General features: G+C 42.0%; 18 protein-coding genes. All 18 read right to left on the bottom strand.

Annotated elements, in window-relative coordinates:
• Window positions 1-340: 340 nt before the first annotated feature.
• Entirely contained in the window at window positions 341-1,840 is a 1,500-nt protein-coding gene (gene lysS / locus NSQ36_RS00490; protein WP_003217915.1) for a lysine--tRNA ligase, read from the bottom strand.
• 90 nt (window positions 1,841-1,930) lie between these two features.
• Window positions 1,931-2,932 (bottom strand): tRNA dihydrouridine synthase DusB, encoded by a 1,002-nt coding sequence (gene dusB / locus NSQ36_RS00485; RefSeq protein ID WP_339206493.1) that lies wholly within the window; start codon window positions 2,930-2,932, stop codon window positions 1,931-1,933.
• The gene (locus NSQ36_RS00480; RefSeq protein WP_212046553.1) at window positions 2,925-3,158 is read right to left on the bottom strand and encodes a helix-turn-helix transcriptional regulator; all 234 of its coding nucleotides are present in this window, start codon (window positions 3,156-3,158) and stop codon (window positions 2,925-2,927) included. Before NSQ36_RS00480 ends, dusB begins: the two co-directional genes overlap by 8 nt.
• Window positions 3,110-3,613 (bottom strand): 2-amino-4-hydroxy-6-hydroxymethyldihydropteridine diphosphokinase, encoded by a 504-nt coding sequence (gene folK / locus NSQ36_RS00475; RefSeq protein WP_137055654.1) that lies wholly within the window; start codon window positions 3,611-3,613, stop codon window positions 3,110-3,112. Before folK ends, NSQ36_RS00480 begins: the two co-directional genes overlap by 49 nt.
• Window positions 3,610-3,972 carry a dihydroneopterin aldolase gene (gene folB, locus NSQ36_RS00470; protein ID WP_034620891.1) on the bottom strand — a complete coding sequence of 121 codons (363 nt, stop codon included), beginning with the start codon at window positions 3,970-3,972 and terminating at the stop codon, window positions 3,610-3,612. The genes folK and folB overlap by 4 nt, the downstream gene beginning before the upstream one ends.
• Entirely contained in the window at window positions 3,965-4,822 is an 858-nt protein-coding gene (gene folP / locus NSQ36_RS00465) for a dihydropteroate synthase (protein WP_044140415.1), read from the bottom strand. Before folP ends, folB begins: the two co-directional genes overlap by 8 nt.
• A 9-nt stretch (window positions 4,823-4,831) precedes the next feature.
• A complete protein-coding gene (gene pabC / locus NSQ36_RS00460; protein WP_251191522.1) occupies window positions 4,832-5,680 on the bottom strand; it encodes an aminodeoxychorismate lyase in 849 nt (282 codons plus the stop codon).
• On the bottom strand, window positions 5,677-6,270 hold the full coding sequence (pabA, locus tag NSQ36_RS00455) for an aminodeoxychorismate/anthranilate synthase component II (RefSeq protein WP_251191523.1): 594 nt from the start codon (window positions 6,268-6,270) through the stop codon (window positions 5,677-5,679). Before pabA ends, pabC begins: the two co-directional genes overlap by 4 nt.
• Before the next feature lie 13 nt (window positions 6,271-6,283).
• Window positions 6,284-7,702, bottom strand: a complete 1,419-nt coding sequence (gene pabB, locus NSQ36_RS00450; RefSeq protein ID WP_106036311.1) for an aminodeoxychorismate synthase, component I — start codon at window positions 7,700-7,702, stop codon at window positions 6,284-6,286.
• Window positions 7,703-7,826: 124 nt separating this feature from the next.
• Window positions 7,827-8,750 carry a cysteine synthase A gene (cysK, locus tag NSQ36_RS00445; protein WP_003217917.1) on the bottom strand — a complete coding sequence of 308 codons (924 nt, stop codon included), beginning with the start codon at window positions 8,748-8,750 and terminating at the stop codon, window positions 7,827-7,829.
• A gap of 77 nt (window positions 8,751-8,827) precedes the next feature.
• Window positions 8,828-9,736, bottom strand: coding sequence for a peptidyl-prolyl cis-trans isomerase (locus tag NSQ36_RS00440; protein WP_003217972.1), 909 nt, complete (start codon window positions 9,734-9,736; stop codon window positions 8,828-8,830).
• 46 nt (window positions 9,737-9,782) lie between these two features.
• On the bottom strand, window positions 9,783-10,658 hold the full coding sequence (hslO, locus tag NSQ36_RS00435) for an Hsp33 family molecular chaperone HslO (protein WP_003217983.1): 876 nt from the start codon (window positions 10,656-10,658) through the stop codon (window positions 9,783-9,785).
• A 15-nt stretch (window positions 10,659-10,673) separates the two neighbouring features.
• Entirely contained in the window at window positions 10,674-11,450 is a 777-nt protein-coding gene (locus tag NSQ36_RS00430) for a type III pantothenate kinase (protein ID WP_008341820.1), read from the bottom strand.
• A 162-nt stretch (window positions 11,451-11,612) separates the two neighbouring features.
• Window positions 11,613-13,517 (bottom strand): ATP-dependent zinc metalloprotease FtsH, encoded by a 1,905-nt coding sequence (ftsH, locus tag NSQ36_RS00425; RefSeq protein WP_034620893.1) that lies wholly within the window; start codon window positions 13,515-13,517, stop codon window positions 11,613-11,615.
• Window positions 13,518-13,612: 95 nt separating this feature from the next.
• Window positions 13,613-14,152 carry a hypoxanthine phosphoribosyltransferase gene (gene hpt, locus NSQ36_RS00420; RefSeq protein ID WP_003217950.1) on the bottom strand — a complete coding sequence of 180 codons (540 nt, stop codon included), beginning with the start codon at window positions 14,150-14,152 and terminating at the stop codon, window positions 13,613-13,615.
• A 15-nt stretch (window positions 14,153-14,167) separates the two neighbouring features.
• Window positions 14,168-15,571 carry a tRNA lysidine(34) synthetase TilS gene (gene tilS, locus NSQ36_RS00415; RefSeq protein WP_251191525.1) on the bottom strand — a complete coding sequence of 468 codons (1,404 nt, stop codon included), beginning with the start codon at window positions 15,569-15,571 and terminating at the stop codon, window positions 14,168-14,170.
• 96 nt (window positions 15,572-15,667) lie between these two features.
• On the bottom strand, window positions 15,668-16,672 hold the full coding sequence (locus tag NSQ36_RS00410; RefSeq protein ID WP_212046559.1) for a protein kinase family protein: 1,005 nt from the start codon (window positions 16,670-16,672) through the stop codon (window positions 15,668-15,670).
• A complete protein-coding gene (locus tag NSQ36_RS00405) occupies window positions 16,656-17,390 on the bottom strand; it encodes a VWA domain-containing protein (protein ID WP_003217969.1) in 735 nt (244 codons plus the stop codon). Before NSQ36_RS00405 ends, NSQ36_RS00410 begins: the two co-directional genes overlap by 17 nt.
• Window positions 17,391-17,455 lie beyond the last annotated feature (65 nt).

Here is a 17,455-nt window from a genome sequence, read left to right as displayed (position 1 = left end):
CAAAACCGAAGTTTTGTTTTTCGTCAGCGTTTGACTGACTACCTATGATGTTTCATAGGATTTTTTTATAAAAACTCGAATTAACAGGTACGTTTTGTCTTGTTTAGTTTTCAAAGATCATTTTCGTTATCGCTTGTAAGCGACTTTAATATCTTAACATTTCGTATTGGTTAAAGTCAAGAAGTTTTTTCAATTTCTTTTTTTAACCTTGTTGCTGTTTTGCGGCAACGAATAATAATATACCACCTTGATTCTTTCCTTGCAATAGTTTTTTTAAAAAAAGTTTCATTTTATGAAAAATAAAAAGCGCCATAGTTAAAATGGCGCTTTAATTGATGTATTAGCGGTTTCTCATTTGTGGGAAAAGCAGTACATCTCTGATTGATGGAGAATTTGTTAATAGCATGATTAACCGGTCGATACCGATTCCTAGTCCGCCTGTTGGAGGCATACCATATTCTAATGCTTCAACAAAATCGTCATCCATTAGATGCGCTTCGTCATTTCCTTCTTCACGTTCTTTTAATTGAGCTTCGAATCGTTCTCGTTGATCGATTGGATCGTTTAGCTCTGTGAATGCATTAGCATGTTCACGGCGTACGATAAATAGCTCAAAGCGATCAGTGAAGCGAGGATCTTCAGGATTTTTCTTAGCTAATGGAGAAATCTCCACTGGGTGTCCGTAAATAAAGGTAGGCTGCACCAATGTTTCCTCAACTTTTTGCTCGAAGAACTCATTGATGATATGACCTACTGTCATGTTTTTCGTAATTTCAATTCCGTGATCAGCTGCATGCTGTTTCGCTTCTTCTATAGACATCTCCTGCCAGAAGTCTACACCAGTTGCTTCTTTGACCGCTTCAACCATATGGAGTCTTTTCCATTCAGGCTTGAGATCAATTTCATCTTCTCCATATTGAATCGTGGTTGTCCCTAGTACCTCTTCGGCAATATGAGCAATCAGGTTTTCAGTTAGGTTCATGATGTCTTTGTAATCTGCGTAAGCTTCGTACAGCTCGATCATAGTGAATTCTGGGTTATGACGAGTTGATACACCTTCGTTACGGAATACACGGCCAATCTCGTATACTTTCTCTAGACCACCGACAATGAGGCGTTTTAAGTGCAATTCAATCGCAATACGCATATAGAGCGGCATATCCAGTGCATTATGATGAGTAATGAAAGGACGTGCTGATGCACCACCAGGGATGCTGTGCATAGTTGGTGTTTCAACTTCTAGGTATCCTTTAGAATCTAAGTATCTTCTCATAGATTGAATGATCTTGCTTCGCATGATGAACGTCTGCTTACTTTCTGGATTTACAATCAGGTCAAGGTAACGCTGACGATAACGTTGTTCAACATCTTTAAGTCCATGATATTTATCAGGAAGTGGGCGAAGTGCTTTTGTGAGAACCTCAAAGCTAGTCGCTTTAATAGAAAGTTCTCCTACATTCGTTTTAAATACCGCTCCTGTTACACCGATAATATCACCTAGGTCTGAGCTTTTGAATAATTCGTAAGCTTCTTCTCCTACACTATCTTTACGAACGTAGATTTGAATTTGTCCTTCTAAGTCTTGTATATGCGCAAAGCCAGCTTTCCCTTTTCCACGCTTTGTCATCATACGTCCAGCGATTGTCACTTGGGCAGACTTTTCTTCTAAGTCTTCTTTAGAAAACTCATCGTATTCTGCAATAATTTGTGCAGATTGATGAGAACGGTCATATCGTTCACCGAATGGATCGATACCCTCTTCTCTCATTTTATTCATTTTGTCACGTCTGACCTGGAATTGGTCATTTAATTCTTCGTTATTAAGCCCTTCATTACTCATTTATATCACTCCAATAATGTATTTTGCAGAGAAAAGCAGAAAAACTGCCAGTACATGCACTAGCAGTGAGCTACAAAAAGAAAGATAGTCTTATCCTACTTTTATACTTTGAAGCTCTTTTGCCTCGGCTTCGATCGTAAAGTCATCAAGAACTTGTACAAGCTCCGCTCTCGTTTCGCTTTGATTGATTTGATTTCTCACGTCCGCATTGCCTCGGACACCTTTTAAGTACCATGCTGCGTGCTTTCTCATTTCTCTGACAGCCACATGCTCGCCTTTTAGATCAATGAGTCTGTCTAAGTGAAGCTTGCACACTGACATCTTCTCACGTACATTTGGCTCTTTTTTCAGTTCACCCGTTTCTAAATAATGAACCGTTCGATAGATCATCCACGGGTTTCCTAGTGCGGCTCTTCCGATCATGACAGCATCTACACCCGTTTCATCAAGCATACGTTTTGCATCTTGAGGGGTTTTAACATCTCCATTGCCGATGACAGGAATGGAAACAGATTGTTTGACCTCTTTTATAATATCCCAATTCGCTGTTCCTTCGTACATCTGCACACGTGTCCGTCCGTGAAGCGCAACCGCTTGTCCACCTGCTCGTTCAACAGCACGGGCATTGTCAATAGCGAAGATATGATCTTCGTCCCAGCCCATTCTCATTTTCACCGTAACAGGTTTATCTACAGCATCTACAACAGCAGAGACCATTTCATAAATCTTGTTTGGATCAAGCAGCCATTTCGCTCCTGCATCACATTTCGTAATCTTCGGTACAGGACAGCCCATGTTGATATCAATAATGTCCGCTGTGGTATTCTGGTCTACAAACTTTGCTGCTTCAACGAGAGTGTCTTTTTCACCTCCAAATATCTGAAGGCTCAAAGGCTTTTCCCGTTCATCAATGTATAGCATACCCATTGTTCTTGCATTGTTGATCAGGATCGCCTTGTCACTGATCATTTCAGCGCAGACTAAACCTGCTCCAAACTCTTTCACTGTCAGTCTGAAGGCAGAGTTGCACACACCAGCCATAGGTGCGAGCACCACTTTGTTTTTAATGTCGATATCTCCGATTTTAAACATCATTTCCCCTCCTTTCTTCTTCAAGAATTGGCGAAAGTTCTTCCACCGTTATATTTAAAGCATCTGCTATTTGATCAACCAATTGGTTTGTTGGTAATCGATTGCCTCGCTCAATTTCTCCTAAGACAGAGACAGAGATGCCCAGTCTTTTCGCGAACCCTTCCTGAGTATACCCTTTTAGCTTTCGGTATGCACGAATTCTTCTACCCCACATATCTTTTTCCATATGCTTACACCTTCTTGGTCTGTTACGGCATTTATTTGTACTTCGCCGATTTCAGGGCAAATCTCACTCATCGGAACGAGAACGAATAAACGTTCGTACATTCTAGGATGTGGCACTACAAGCTGTTCTGTTTCAATATTTTCACGATTATAAAGTAAAATGTCAAGGTCAGCCGTTCGCGGTCCCCATCTCACTTCTCTTGTTCTGCCTAACTCTTGCTCGATTTTCTGAGTAAGTGTCAGTAGTTCATGCGGACGAAGCGAGGTGGAAATTTTCACAGCCATATTTAAAAAGTCATCTTGGTTTTCGTAACCTACAGGTGTTGTTTCATATATAGATGAGATTGATTCTACTTGAACCTCTGGATGTTCGTGCAGTTTTTTGACGGCTTCTTTTAAATAGGTTTCCTTTTTCCCTATGTTCGAACCTAAAGCGATGTATGCGGTATTGTTCATGCGCGCGATCTCGTCATTTCAATGGCAACGGACTGATAGTGTCCTGGAATTGGCGGATCTGGTTTGATCACCTTCACTGTACATTCCTGAACTGTCGGGAAGTCCTTTAACACTTGGCTCGCAATTCTTTCTGTCAGTGTTTCAACGAGGTTGACTGATTCACCCTCTACAATGCTTTTGCAGATATGGTAGAGCTCTGCATAATTGATCGTCTCATTGAGGTCATCCGTTTGTCCGGCTTTACTTAAATCAAGTGAAGCTGTTAAATCCACACGGAACCGCTGTCCTAATTTATTTTCTTCTGCAAATACGCCATGGTAGCCGTAAAATTCCATTCCATTTACATATACTTTATCGATGATAAGCGCCTCCTTTATTCAACATGGCATCCATCATTTTTGCCATTCTTGCGATTTCTTTTACATCATGTACACGAACCATCGCACTGCCTTTTTGAATCCCAAGGCAGACCGTAGCCCCCGTTCCTTCAGTACGTTCTTCCGGTGGCAGGTCTAAGACAGCTCCGATGAATCGTTTTCGAGATGTAGCTAAGAGCAGTGGATACCCAAGGTGACAAAAATGTTCGAGTTCATTCATGACCATCAGGTTGTCCTCTTTATTTTTCGCAAACCCTACACCTGGGTCTAATATGATCATGTCATCACGGACACCCGCTTGTTTCGCAATTTGAACACTTTCTTTCAAATCTGCGATCATATCTGAAATTAGATGTGTATAGTTTCGCTCTGGCCGATTGTGCATTAAAATAATCGGCACATTGTGCTTCGCTGCCACATGCGCCATTTGAGGATCTGCCTTCGCTCCCCATACATCATTGATGATGGAAGCTCCGGCTTTCACTGCTTCATCTGCCACATGGGCTTTATACGTATCAATGGAAATCGGTACATCCAATTCTTTTGTGATCTTTTCAATGACGGGAATGACTCTTGAAAGCTCCTCTTGTTCTGAGACAAACGCCGCTCCAGGACGAGTCGATTCTCCGCCTATATCAATGATATGTGCCCCGTCCTCTATCAGCTGCGCTGCATGAGCCAGCGCTTTATCCACTTGATTAAACTTTCCTCCATCTGAAAAAGAGTCAGGTGTAACATTTAAAATGCCCATGACCAATGTCTTTTCTTCATAACTAAGGGTGTGGTGCTTGGCTTGTATGATTTTAGGCTGTTTTATCACTTGTTGTGTCATTGTGTCCACCTACTCTTTATGTTCTAGACGTTCTTTAGTATATTGTGTTCTCAATTTCGTTGAGATGATCCGGCTGTTTTGGTGCAAGGAGATTTCCCCTATACTTCCGAAAGGCACAATCCCTTGAACAGAATTGGTCATCCATGCCTCATCAGCTGATAGTAAATGCGAGACTGGGTATCGCCCTACTTTTAGTGAAGCCTCCATCGCTTGGAGTGTTTCGATACAATATCGACGAGTGACTCCATTTAAAATGCCTGTATCAAGTGACGGTGTATAAATCACATCGCCTTTTCGCCAAAATACATTGGAGGTAATGCCTTCTGCCACATCATTTTCTTTTGTTAAAAAGATGCCTTCTAACGACGGATCATTCCCCACTTCTCTTTTAGCCAGCAGGTTGTTCATATAATGATGAGACTTGAGGCGCCTTGAACCTTCCGGCGTATTTCTTCTCGTTTGAAGAATGACTCCCTGCTTCTCATCTAAAATAGATTCGGGCCGGAATGGAGAGATCATGACAAACACGACAGGCTCTTCATAAGGATCTGCAGAAAATCCATTGCCTCTGCCTGCAGAAACATTGAAGCGAATTCTCGCATGACCACCGGCTATTTCGTTTTTATTTAGTAAGGTATGAATGATGTCGAGTACAAATGGTTTCTCTATTGTGGATTCGATGCAAAGGTCACGCAATGATTGATTGAGCCTTTCAAGGTGCCAATCTAACAGAAAGACTTGTCCTGCCAGGCTGGTAAATGTTTCGAATACACCGATGCCATATAGAAAACCATGATCAAAAGGAGAAAGAGTCGCGTCTTTCTCCTCTATATACTGACCGTTCAGATAAATGATCATGCGTTTACTTCATGCCCCTTTTTACGATAGGTTTCAATGAAATTTTTCAGCATTTCTTTTCCGAAGGACGTCATAATCGATTCAGGATGAAACTGTACACTTTCAATTGGTAGCTCTTTATGGCGAATGGCCATGAGCTCGCCTTCCTTTGTACTAGCTGTTGCGTCAAAGCACTCCGGCAGCGTTTCATTTTTGACAATTAACGAATGATATCTCGTTGCGACGAGCGGATTTTGGAGTCCAGTGAAGACACCTTTTCCGTCATGAGCAATCTCTGACGTTTTACCATGCATTAAGCGTTCAGCACGAACGACATCCCCTCCAAAGACTTGCGCAATGGATTGATGCCCCAGGCACACACCGAAGATCGGAATACTTCCCGCAAAGTGCTTGATTGCCTCCATACTAATTCCCGCTTCATCAGGACTGCATGGCCCTGGAGAAATCATGAGAAAATCTGGCTGAAGCTTTTCAATTTCTTGAATGGTTACTTGATCATTCCGTTTCACAATCAATTCTTCTCCAAGCTCACCTAAATACTGGACCAGGTTGTACGTAAATGAATCATAATTATCAATCATTAATATCATGCTCTGCTCACCTCTAACTCAAAATAGTCTCTTCTTTGCTCAACTGTAATGCTTTTTTTACTGCATAGGCTTTTTTAATCGACTCTTTGTATTCGTGCTTTGGTACAGAATCGATGACGATCCCAGCACCCGATTGCATAAAGGCTTTGCCTTCAGTGCAGTACGCCGTACGAATGACGATGTTAAAGTGCATATCTTGATTGAATCCAAACCAGCCTATAGATCCAGTATAAAGCCCACGCCTTGTCGGCTCAAGCTCTTCTATGATTTCCATTGTTCTCACCTTTGGAGCACCTGTAATTGTGCCGCCTGGGAATACAGCTCTCATGACATCTACTGCATCACAATCATCACGCAGTTCCCCTTGTACGTTGGATACAATGTGCATCACGTGTGAATATTTCTCAATCGCCATAAATTCGTTCACTCTTACTGAGCCATAAGTGGACACGCGTCCAAGGTCATTCCGCTCAAGATCCACGAGCATCACATGCTCCGCGCGTTCTTTTTCATTTTCAATGAGCTCTTTTGCCAGCGCTTGATCCTCAGCATCGTCTTTGCCTCTTGATCTTGTACCCGCAATCGGTCTTGTTTCTAATTGAGTCCCCTTTTTCTTAATCAGCAGCTCTGGAGATCCACAAACAATTTGGAAATCAGGCGTGTGCAGATAAGACATATAAGGAGATGGATTGACTTGACGTAACGTTTTGTATAAATCATAAGGGTGGGTGTGGAGCTGTTCATCTTGTCTGATGGACAAATTCACTTGGAACACATCACCGCTTGCGATATATTGCTTAATCTTCTCTACTGCTTCTCCAAAGGTTTCTTCGGTAAAAGGTGCTGCTGGTACACATTCTACAGAAGGTTCATGAACAGGTGATTGCGCTGATTCTTTTGCAGAGCTTGTCCACTTTTGCTTCAAATCTTCAAGTCTTTGATGAGTGACACTCACAGATTCCGCTCCCTCTGTGTGAGTGATCAGCCACAGCACGTTTTCTTCATGATCAAAGACTGCAACATCATTAAACACGAGAAAATAAAGGTCAGGTGTTTTCAGGTCATCAATGGACAGCATCTTAAAATGCTCGATATATCTAGCATAATCATAGCTTAAAAATCCAATCGCCCCACCTTGAAAATCAGGGTATTCCTCATTCGTTTCGGTTCGAAGGGTTTGGAACCAATCCGTAAACGCTCTAAATGGATCGCCTTCTTTGAACAGCACCTCATCTTGATAATGGATGGTTGTCATCCCGTCTTTTCCCTTCGCTTTAGCGATTGGGTGAATGCCAGCAATGCTGTATGAACCGCCGCGAGCACTTTCAAGCAGAACATGGTGTGTTTCGCCAGCAGTTAATTGTTCGTATCTTTTCAAGAATGCATCTTTCGTAAAAGGAATTTTGATGCCCATCGGCCTGCGTTGTGTCATGTTATCATCCTTTTTCATTTTCATTAATCTTATTGTAATGCAATCCAATTTATTTAGAAAATAGTATTTGCTTTCCATCTACAGATTTCATAAAAAAACCCCAGCAAATGCTGGGGTAATCGGTTTAATCGAATTGATAAAGAGGTGTGCTGAGATAACGCTCCCCATTACTTGGGATAATTGCGAGAACCTTTTTCCCTTTACCAAGCTTCTTCGCTGTTTGAAGTGCTGCGTAAATAGCTGCTCCTGAAGAAATACCGCCAAGGATTCCTTCCTCTTTCGCTGCTTTTCTTGCAAGCTCAAATGCATCTTCGTTTTTCACTTGGATAATGCCATCATATACTTCCGTGTTCAAGATGGAAGGGATAAAACCTGCCCCAATCCCTTGGATTTTATGTGGGCCTGGCTTTCCTCCTGATAGTACAGGAGAATCTGTCGGCTCTACCGCATAAAGCTGAATCGACGGGATGGCTTCTTTGAGGACTTCACCAGCACCCGTAATTGTGCCGCCCGTACCAACACCTGCAATAAATGCATCAAGCTCGCCGTCAAACTGTTCAAGAATTTCTTTTCCTGTAGTACGACGGTGAATCTCCGCATTGGCTTCGTTGTTAAATTGCTGAGGCATGAAGTAACCGTGCTCTTCTGCCAATTCTTCTGCCTTTTTGATGGCACCTTTCATTCCTTCTGCACCTGGTGTTAATACAAGCTCTGCACCATAAGCGCGTAAAAGGTTGCGACGCTCCTGACTCATTGTGTCTGGCATCACTAGAATTGCGTTAATTCCTTTAGCTGCCGCTACCATTGCAAGACCGATCCCTGTGTTTCCGCTTGTTGGTTCGATGAGCGTGTCGCCGGCTTTTAAAGTACCTTTCGCTTCAGCATCTTCGATCATCGCTAACGCAATACGATCTTTTACACTGCTGCCCGGGTTCATATATTCAAGTTTCAAGTAGACATCCGCACTGTCTTCATCTACTAAACGGTTTAATTTAACGACTGGTGTATTTCCTATTAGTTCAAAAACTGAATTTGCAATACGAGCCATCACTAACACCTCTATCTCCGAGTAATTTTATTGTATTAATATTAAATTATCAATTTCAAAAAATTTTGTCAATGCTTTTAGTCCTGCTCGCCATCGTAAAACCATGTGACTTTTGCTTCTTTCCACAGGGTTTTAACATTCGCCTTTTCACCTAGATCTTCCATGGCAATCTGCCTTTTGATCTGATTTTTGACTTCTTCATACGAGAAGGAGCGACCATCTAATTTTTCTTTCAATTGAATAATGGCATACCCGTTTTTGGTCTCGATCGGTTCTTTTGTCCATTGATCTGGCTGAAGCTTTTGAGCTTCCTGTATGTATAGGGCTGGGATACTTTCTTGTTCTTCTGTGACAAACCCAAGATCTCCGCCATATGGAGAGGTGTAGCGGTCAATGGAGCGTTCAGCTGCCACCGCTTCGAAGCTAGATCCGCCTTTTAGATCCTTCAATACATTTTCAGCTTCGCCCTTTGTCTTCACGACGATATGACGAATACGGTATGAATCATCATATTGATATAAGTCCTTGTTTTTTTCATAAAAGGATTTCGCTTCTTTTTCGGAAACGACAGCATCTCTCGTTAAAAGCTGCTCTAATAATATTTGATAACGAATCTGTTCTGTCCAGTCCTTTTCACTCGTATGTCCATCTTCGTAGAAATTATTTGATACCGCTTTAAGCATCAACAATTCACGATTGATTTCTTTTGAGGACACCTCAAGCTTGTTTTCTTTCGCAAGCTGATCGACCACCTTCTGATTAATCATTTGCTCAAGTGTTGCCTTTCCATAGCGGTCTTCCATCTTCTTTAACCATTCTTGACGTGTCACCTTCTCTTTTCCAATCGACGCAATTTCTTCACCGCTCTTCCCGTTTGAAGAAGCCTGTGACATTTGCGACTTTGTTAATACATATGCAATGACAACGGCATTGATCATAAGCAACACGAGAATAAATGTCCATACTACTCTTGCTTTTAGTCTCATCTTTCGTCTCCTTTCCATTCTAAAAAGAAAACCCGCTGCTTAGAGCTTAGCGGGTTATTTCTTCACGTAGCTCTTCTAGCTCTTCTTTTGTAAATACATACGTTTCGTTACAAAAATGGCATTGAGCTTCTGCTTGTCCGTCTTGTTCAATCATGTCTTCAATTTCGGCTTTTCCTAGGCTGATAATGCCATTAGAAAAACGTTCTTTTGAGCAGTTACAAGAGAATTCGACAGGTACAGTTTCTAAAATTTGAGGTTTTTCTCCGAGTACTTCTTCTAAGATTTCTTCTGGTGTCATCCCTTTTTCAATGAGTTTAGAAATGGGTTCAATGGTTGAGAGCCGCTTTTCTAATCTTTCAATGACAGCATCTTCTGTTCCAGGCAGCAATTGAATGATGAAACCGCCTGCTGCAAGGATCGAGTTATCTGGATTGACCAAAACCCCTACACCTACAGAGGAAGGCACTTGCTCAGAAGAGACAAGGTAATAAGTGAAGTCATCTCCAATTTCACCTGAAACGATCTCCGTTTGTCCTGTAAAGTGATCTTTCAGCCCGATATCTTTAACAACACTTAACGTTCCAGATGTCCCGACTGCACGTCTAACATCCAGCTTGCCATGTTCATTTAAGTCAAAATGGACTTGTGGGTTTGAGACATATCCGCGCACCTGGCCCTTTGCGTTTCCATCAGCAATGATGGCACCGATTGGTCCACCGCCTTCAATTTTGACCGTTAGCTTATTTTCACCTTTCAGCATAGCACCCATCATGACTGTAGCTGTCATTGTTCTGCCAATCGCTGCTGATGCTGTTGGCCATGTATGGTGTCTTCTTTGTGCTTCGTTGATTGTATCTGTTGTGTTTGCAGCATATGCTCGGACTTTTCCGTCATATGCTAACGCTTTAACTAAGTAGTCCATTCGATTTTAAACCTCCTATAGTACACCGACACGATTACGTTCATAAATGAGTTGAAGTCCTTTTAATGTTAAGAACGGATCAACAATATCAATGCAGTCTGATTCATTTCCAATCAATGTGGACAAACCGCCTGTTGCAATGACTTTCGGTGTTTGTTTCGCTTGCTGCTTCATCCGTTTCACTATTCCCTCGACTTGCCCAACATATCCATAAAGGATGCCGGATTGCATGGCACTGATGGTGTTTTTTCCAACAATGTGATCTGGACGGACAATTTCAATTCTCGGCAGTTTCGCCGCTCTTGTATATAAAGCTTCTGTTGAGATGGTAATACCAGGTGCAATTGCCCCACCCATGTATTGTTTTTGTTCATTGATATAGCAGTAGGTTGTCGCTGTGCCAAAGTCTACGACAATGAGAGGTGCCCCATATAGATGAATCGCCGCTACTGCATTCACAATTCGATCAGCCCCGACTTCCTTTGGATTGTCACACATAATGTTTAATCCAGTCTTCATTCCAGGCCCTACAATTTGGGGAGTTATGTGAAAGTACTTCTCGCACATTCTTTCTAATGCAAACATCATTGGCGGGACAACAGACGAGATGATAATTCCTTCTATTTGGTCAAACATCAGCCCGACATAATCAAATAAAGACCTGATGGCCATACCAAATTCATCTTCTGTTTTATGACGGCTTGTTTCAATTCGCCAATGGTAGTTTAGATCGCCATTATGATAAACACCTAAAACGGTATTTGTGTTCCCTACATCTATCACGAGTAACAACTTCATCACCACTTTGAATAGTTTCTCAAAAAGAGCATTTTTCGACTTTCTATCATACCATACACGAATTGAGTTCCATTTGTAAACAATTCGAAACCGATCCATTCAGGAATCGAAATAAAAAAAGCTGCCGATGATCCCGGCAGCTTTCACAGAAGGAGATTAGATCTCCTCATCTTCTTCTTTTTTCTTGATGTTCACTTTCACATCATCGTTTTTCTCTTCGTCATCTGCGTATACACGCTCTGGAAGCTTTCCAGTTTCGTAAAGAGATTTAATTTGCTCAGCATCTAATGTTTCAACTTCTAGAAGAGCTTGTGCGATGATTTCTAGCTTATCTTTATTCTCAGTGAGAATTTGTTTCGCACGTTCATAGCTGTCCTTGATGAAACGCTGAATTTCTTGGTCAATTTCGTAAGCGATCGCTTCACTATAATTCGGCTCGTTGTTAAAGTCACGGCCAAGGAATACTTGACCTCCTTGTGCTTGACCGAATTGAAGTGGACCAAGTTTATCAGACATACCGAACTCTGTAACCATTTTTCTTGCAATGCCAGTTGCACGCTGGAAGTCGTTGTGAGCACCTGTACTTACTTCACCAAACGTAATTTCCTCTGCAACACGACCGCCGAGCAAGCCGACAATTTTATCAAGAAGCTCTGGCTTCGTTTGGAAATAACGGTCTTCTCTTGGAAGCATGACCGCATATCCGCCTGCCTGACCACGAGGAACGATCGTTACTTTATGCACCATGTCCGCTTCGTCTAGGATAAGACCAATGACGGTATGACCTGCTTCATGGTAAGCCACGATATTACGTTCTTTCTTCGAAATGACACGGCTTTTCTTCGCCGGCCCAGCGATGACACGGTCAGTCGCTTCGTCGATATCACGCATATCAATTTTCTTTTTGTTATGACGGGCAGCAACAAGTGCTGCTTCGTTTAGTAAGTTCTCAAGATCTGCTCCAGAGAACCCAGGTGTTCTGCTTGCAATGGCTTTCAAATTCACTGTATCATCAAGCGGTTTGTTTTTCGCATGAACCTTCAGCACTTCTTCACGGCCAATGACATCTGGGCGGTCAACCGTAATTTGACGGTCAAAACGTCCCGGACGCAGCAATGCAGGATCTAGGATATCTGCACGGTTCGTTGCAGCGATGATAATAATACCTTCGTTCGCACTAAAACCATCCATTTCAACAAGAAGCTGGTTAAGCGTTTGTTCACGCTCGTCATGACCACCGCCAAGACCGGCTCCACGCTGACGACCCACTGCATCAATCTCATCAATAAAGATTAAGCATGGTGCATTCTTTTTCGCATTTTCGAATAAATCACGTACACGTGATGCACCGACACCGACGAACATCTCGACGAAGTCAGAACCACTGATGCTGAAGAAAGGAACGCCTGCTTCTCCTGCAGATGCTCTCGCAAGCAATGTTTTACCTGTACCTGGAGGTCCTACTAGTAAAACCCCTTTAGGAATTCTTGCGCCAAGCTCTGCGAATTTACGTGGGTCCTTCAGGAACTCTACCACTTCTACAAGCTCTTGCTTTTCTTCATCTGCACCGGCAACATCTTTAAATTTCACACGTTTCTTCTCTTCTGTGTAAAGCTTCGCCTTACTCTTACCAAAGTTCATAACACGGCTTCCACCGCCCTGAGCTTGGTTCAGTAAGAAGAAGAACAGGATAAAGATGATGATGAACGGAATGATGGTTGTCAGAACTTGCAGCCATCCATTTGTTTCAGGTGCTGGTTCTACTTTTACATCTGTATTCTTTAGTGCACTGTAAATCTGGTCAACACCTTGACCATCTGGAACATGGGTAATGAAGTATTCATCTTTCTTCGCGCCATCTAATTGACCACGAATTTCATAAACCCCTCTTACAGGCTGAATGGAGATACTCTCCACTTTTCCCGCACTTAGATTTTGCGAAAATTTGCTGTAAGACATGTTCTCAGGCTTTTGATTAGGGGATCCTAACCAACTGACTACCCCTATCACAAGTAATAAAATAAGTATATAAAAAATCGTATTACGAAAAACCCGATTCATTCCTTACCTCCTCCCACAGTAAGCACAACTATGTTCAATAGTATCATAGAAAATCATTCCAATACAACCAATAACCTCATGTATACGTATGCTGATTAGCCTTCGTAAACAGATGGTTTTAACACTCCAATATACGGGAGGTTTCGGTAACGTTCAGCGAAATCCAATCCATAGCCGACAACAAATGCATCTGGCACTTCAAATCCAACATAATCTGCTTTGATGTCTGCTTTACGACCGCTTGGTTTATCAAGCAATGTCACAATTTTTATGGAGTTTGCTTTACGGTATCGGAAAAGCTCTACCAGATAGCTCAAAGTTAACCCACTGTCGATGATATCTTCCATAATTAAAATATCTCTTCCTTCAACAGAAGTATCTAGATCTTTTATGATCTTTACTTCTCCTGAAGATACGGTAGATTTTCCGTAGCTAGATACATCCATAAAATCAAGTTCTAAATATGTATCAATGTGTTTGATTAGGTCTGCCATGAATGGAAGAGCCCCTTTCAAAACACCAATAGCCAGGGGAAATTTACCATCATAATCGCTGGTTAATGTTGCACCCAGTTCCTTCACTTTTTGCTGGATCTCTTCTTCTGAGATCAAAACCTTTTCAATATCTTGTTTCATGCTTTTGCTTGCCCCCTACAAATTTTCATGCTGTCTATATTGTAATACAATGAGATCGCTGTTTGTCATATCAATTTCTTCAAAAACGGATTTTTTCAGACCTGGGATCCAGATGATTTGATGATCCGAGTCAGTGACGATCGGCCAGCTGTCTCTTTCTGCAAGAGGCACTTTTTTATCAATAAATATATCCTTCACCTTTTTTGATCCATTCATCCCTTTAAGTTTCATTCGATCACCATTTTTTCGTGAGCGAATGATCAAAGGGAAACGAACTTGATCTTTTTGAAGCAAGAAAAAATGGTTTCCGTTCCGTGCATCCTTCGGAACATGATTTGATACCACGATAGACTGCCCATTTGGAAGGAAAAGCTTCTCTCCAAGCTCACCCTTCAAGTGAAGAGCATAAGTCTGGTCTAGTACAAGCGATCGTTCAAAGGTAAACATACAGTAATCATAAGACTTGACAGCTTGTAAACCTTTTGGCAAATCTAATGATCCAGACGGTTGTTCGGTATGAGATAACCAGTCCAAAGTCCCTAGAATATGCTGGTTTGAAAACGCTGATTGAGTGTTTTCATAAAGATAGTTTAATATTAGTTGAATGCCTCTTCTTTGTAAAGGCAAAGGCAGGTCAAGCAAAGGCTTCGTTTTGATCTTAATTTGCTTAGGCGATTGATTCGTTATCACTTGGTTCATTTGTTCCTTTGTTAATGCCTGCAAATATTGCTCATCTTCAGTCAGCATGTCACTTACAAACTGAAAGCTTTCATGTACATGAGGTGCCTCTTCTTTTAACACAGGAAGAATGTGTCTTCTTATCCGGTTTCTCAAGTAGTCATCTGTGTGATTGCTTTGATCAATGACATAGGGAATATGTTCTTTTTCACAAGCGGTCAGCACGTCATCCTTGGAATATCCAATGAGCGGCCGAATCAGCCATCCATCTTGATAAGGACGTTTTGCTTGGATACCTGCGAGTCCTATTCCAACTGTCCCTCTCACAAGCCTCATCATCATTGTTTCTACTTGGTCGTCTCCATGATGTGCAAGCGCTAGAAATTGAGCGTTGTATTGCTCCATCAATTGACGAAAGAAAGCATATCTGCACTCTCTTGCAGCTGCCTGTTTGTTTAAGTGGTTTTCTTTTGCATATTGGGCAACTTGTATGCGGGCCGATTCAAAAGGAATTCCTTGCTCCTTGCAGTATGCCTCAACAAATGCCAAATCAGCAAAGGATTCTTCTCCTCTGAACATGTGATCTACATGGGCTGCAATCAGCTGAAAGGAACCTTTTCGACGTTTGTTTAGTTCGTGCAGTAAAAGCATGGAATCTGGTCCGCCAGAAACCCCGACAATGACTGTCGTATTTTCAAGGTAAACATCATGTTTTTTCAAAAATGATTCAATTCTATTCACAACTTCCTCCTCACAAAGAGCAGGTAATTTAAAGATATACATATCCTATCACTTTCAGTAGCTCCAAGCAAAGATGAAGCCTGCTTTTTTACAGGTCTATAGCAGGAACAAAACTACATATGCACAGTAAAGAGCAAGTACACTGCACACGATAAGAACAGTTTCAAAAAGCCCGCCTGATTTTTTGCGTACTGGTGTTCTTTTTGCTGCTGCAACTCTCGATCGTGAAGTCACCTGTTGATTTTGTTGAACAGCGGGCTTTTGCCCGTTTTTTTGCTGCTTCTTTTGACTCGCTTTTCTTGAAGCGATCAGCTGTCCTTCTTTCAGCATTGCACTCTTCATAGCCGCCGCTGATTGATATTTACCTTGTAGAGCAGCCTTTAACACCCGCTCATAACGCTTTAATAAAGGATGTCCTTCAATGGCTCTGTAAAGCTGCTTTTCCGGTTCTGCTCCTTTTTTGAATTCTTTCTTATACGCACAGTTCACCATCACCATACTTAAGGCAAACAGATCATAAGATGGCTCTGCCTTTCTTGTGCCGAATCCCCAATAGCCTCGATCAAAAAACTCGGTATACTCCTTGATTGCCCTGCCTGCTTTTGTCGTTCCCCCTACATCAATGCACCGGATCGCTGCCGGGGGACCTGACACGATGAGATTATCTGGCTTCAAGTCACCAAAAATCCAGCCTTCTTGATGTAAATGAGCCAGGTTAGATAAAAGTTGAACCATTAAAACAACGATCCACTCATCACCTTTTTGTTTTACAAATTCAAGTAGTAATGGGCCTCTGACATACTCCATCACATAAAAGGAACGCTTTTGAAGCATGCCGGGATAAATCGCATCATCCATATCATAAAAAGAAGGCCCCATGGTTTTCACAGGAGCCTTAGAAAAGGATTTTAACACATTGACTTCAGATGCAATGAGCATACTGTCATCACTCACTTTAAGGGCTACTTGACCATTTGGCGATTCGGCTAGATAGACAATACCGTTCGCCCCTTTTCCTAGCTCTTTTACGATGCGGTAATGATGGTGATGCCATTTCCCTTGAATCACCGTGCCTAACGGAATGTTAGAAGCCGAATTCATCATGCTCTTCCTTTGCTTCAAGCAGCCCTTTACGTGAACGAACTGATTTGAAATGCTGGAGTGCTTCTCGAAGCGCTGGTCCAGTTGGAGTAATTCCTCCCGTGGTCAGTTTCGGGAAAATAGATGACAGTGAATCGAATCGAGGCGTCCAATTCAACACAATTTCAGCATCTGAGTTTTTCCCGGGAAATATACACATTCCAAACTGATTTTCACCAATTCTTGAATTTAAACTAATGGAGAGGTCAATGAGTGCTTCTTTAACGGTCGGCAGCTTCGGTTTCATACTTGCACTTGTATCAACAAGCACAAGTACTTGAAGGTGAACCGTCTCTCCTAACTCATCGACTACTTCCATCACTTCCCCGCGCTTATCAGGCGGAAGCTCTTCAATTTCAGTGTCCTTACCAAGGATTTGCTGCAATTCTTTATTCACAACACCTTGCAAGGTTTGTGTCATCGCTTTTTTTGTAACCATTTGTACCGTTTGAGATAACTGCTGGACGTAGACAACTTGATGAATGCCTCCGCCTGCTAGAGCAATCCCCTCAACTTCTTTCATTGCTTCATGATCGTGTCTGTTTTCCTCCATAATGCCAATGACATTGACTGTAATCCCTTGTTCCTTTGCCAATGAGGCAATCGCAAGTGGATCTTCCCCGTGATTTGAGCAGCCATCTGTAATCAATAAGATTTGGTTTACGTGACCTTTTCGCATCTTCATTCCTCCTGGGATCGTAACTGAATGCTTTATATCCCCATCATCGCCAGAAGAAATTCATA

It is taken from the genome of Bacillus sp. FSL W8-1143, from assembly GCF_037965155.1.
GTDB classification, from domain to species: Bacteria; Bacillota; Bacilli; order Bacillales; family Bacillaceae; genus Bacillus; species Bacillus pumilus.
Note: the sequence above shows the minus strand (reverse complement) of the source record. Positions and strands in the feature narration are given on the sequence as shown.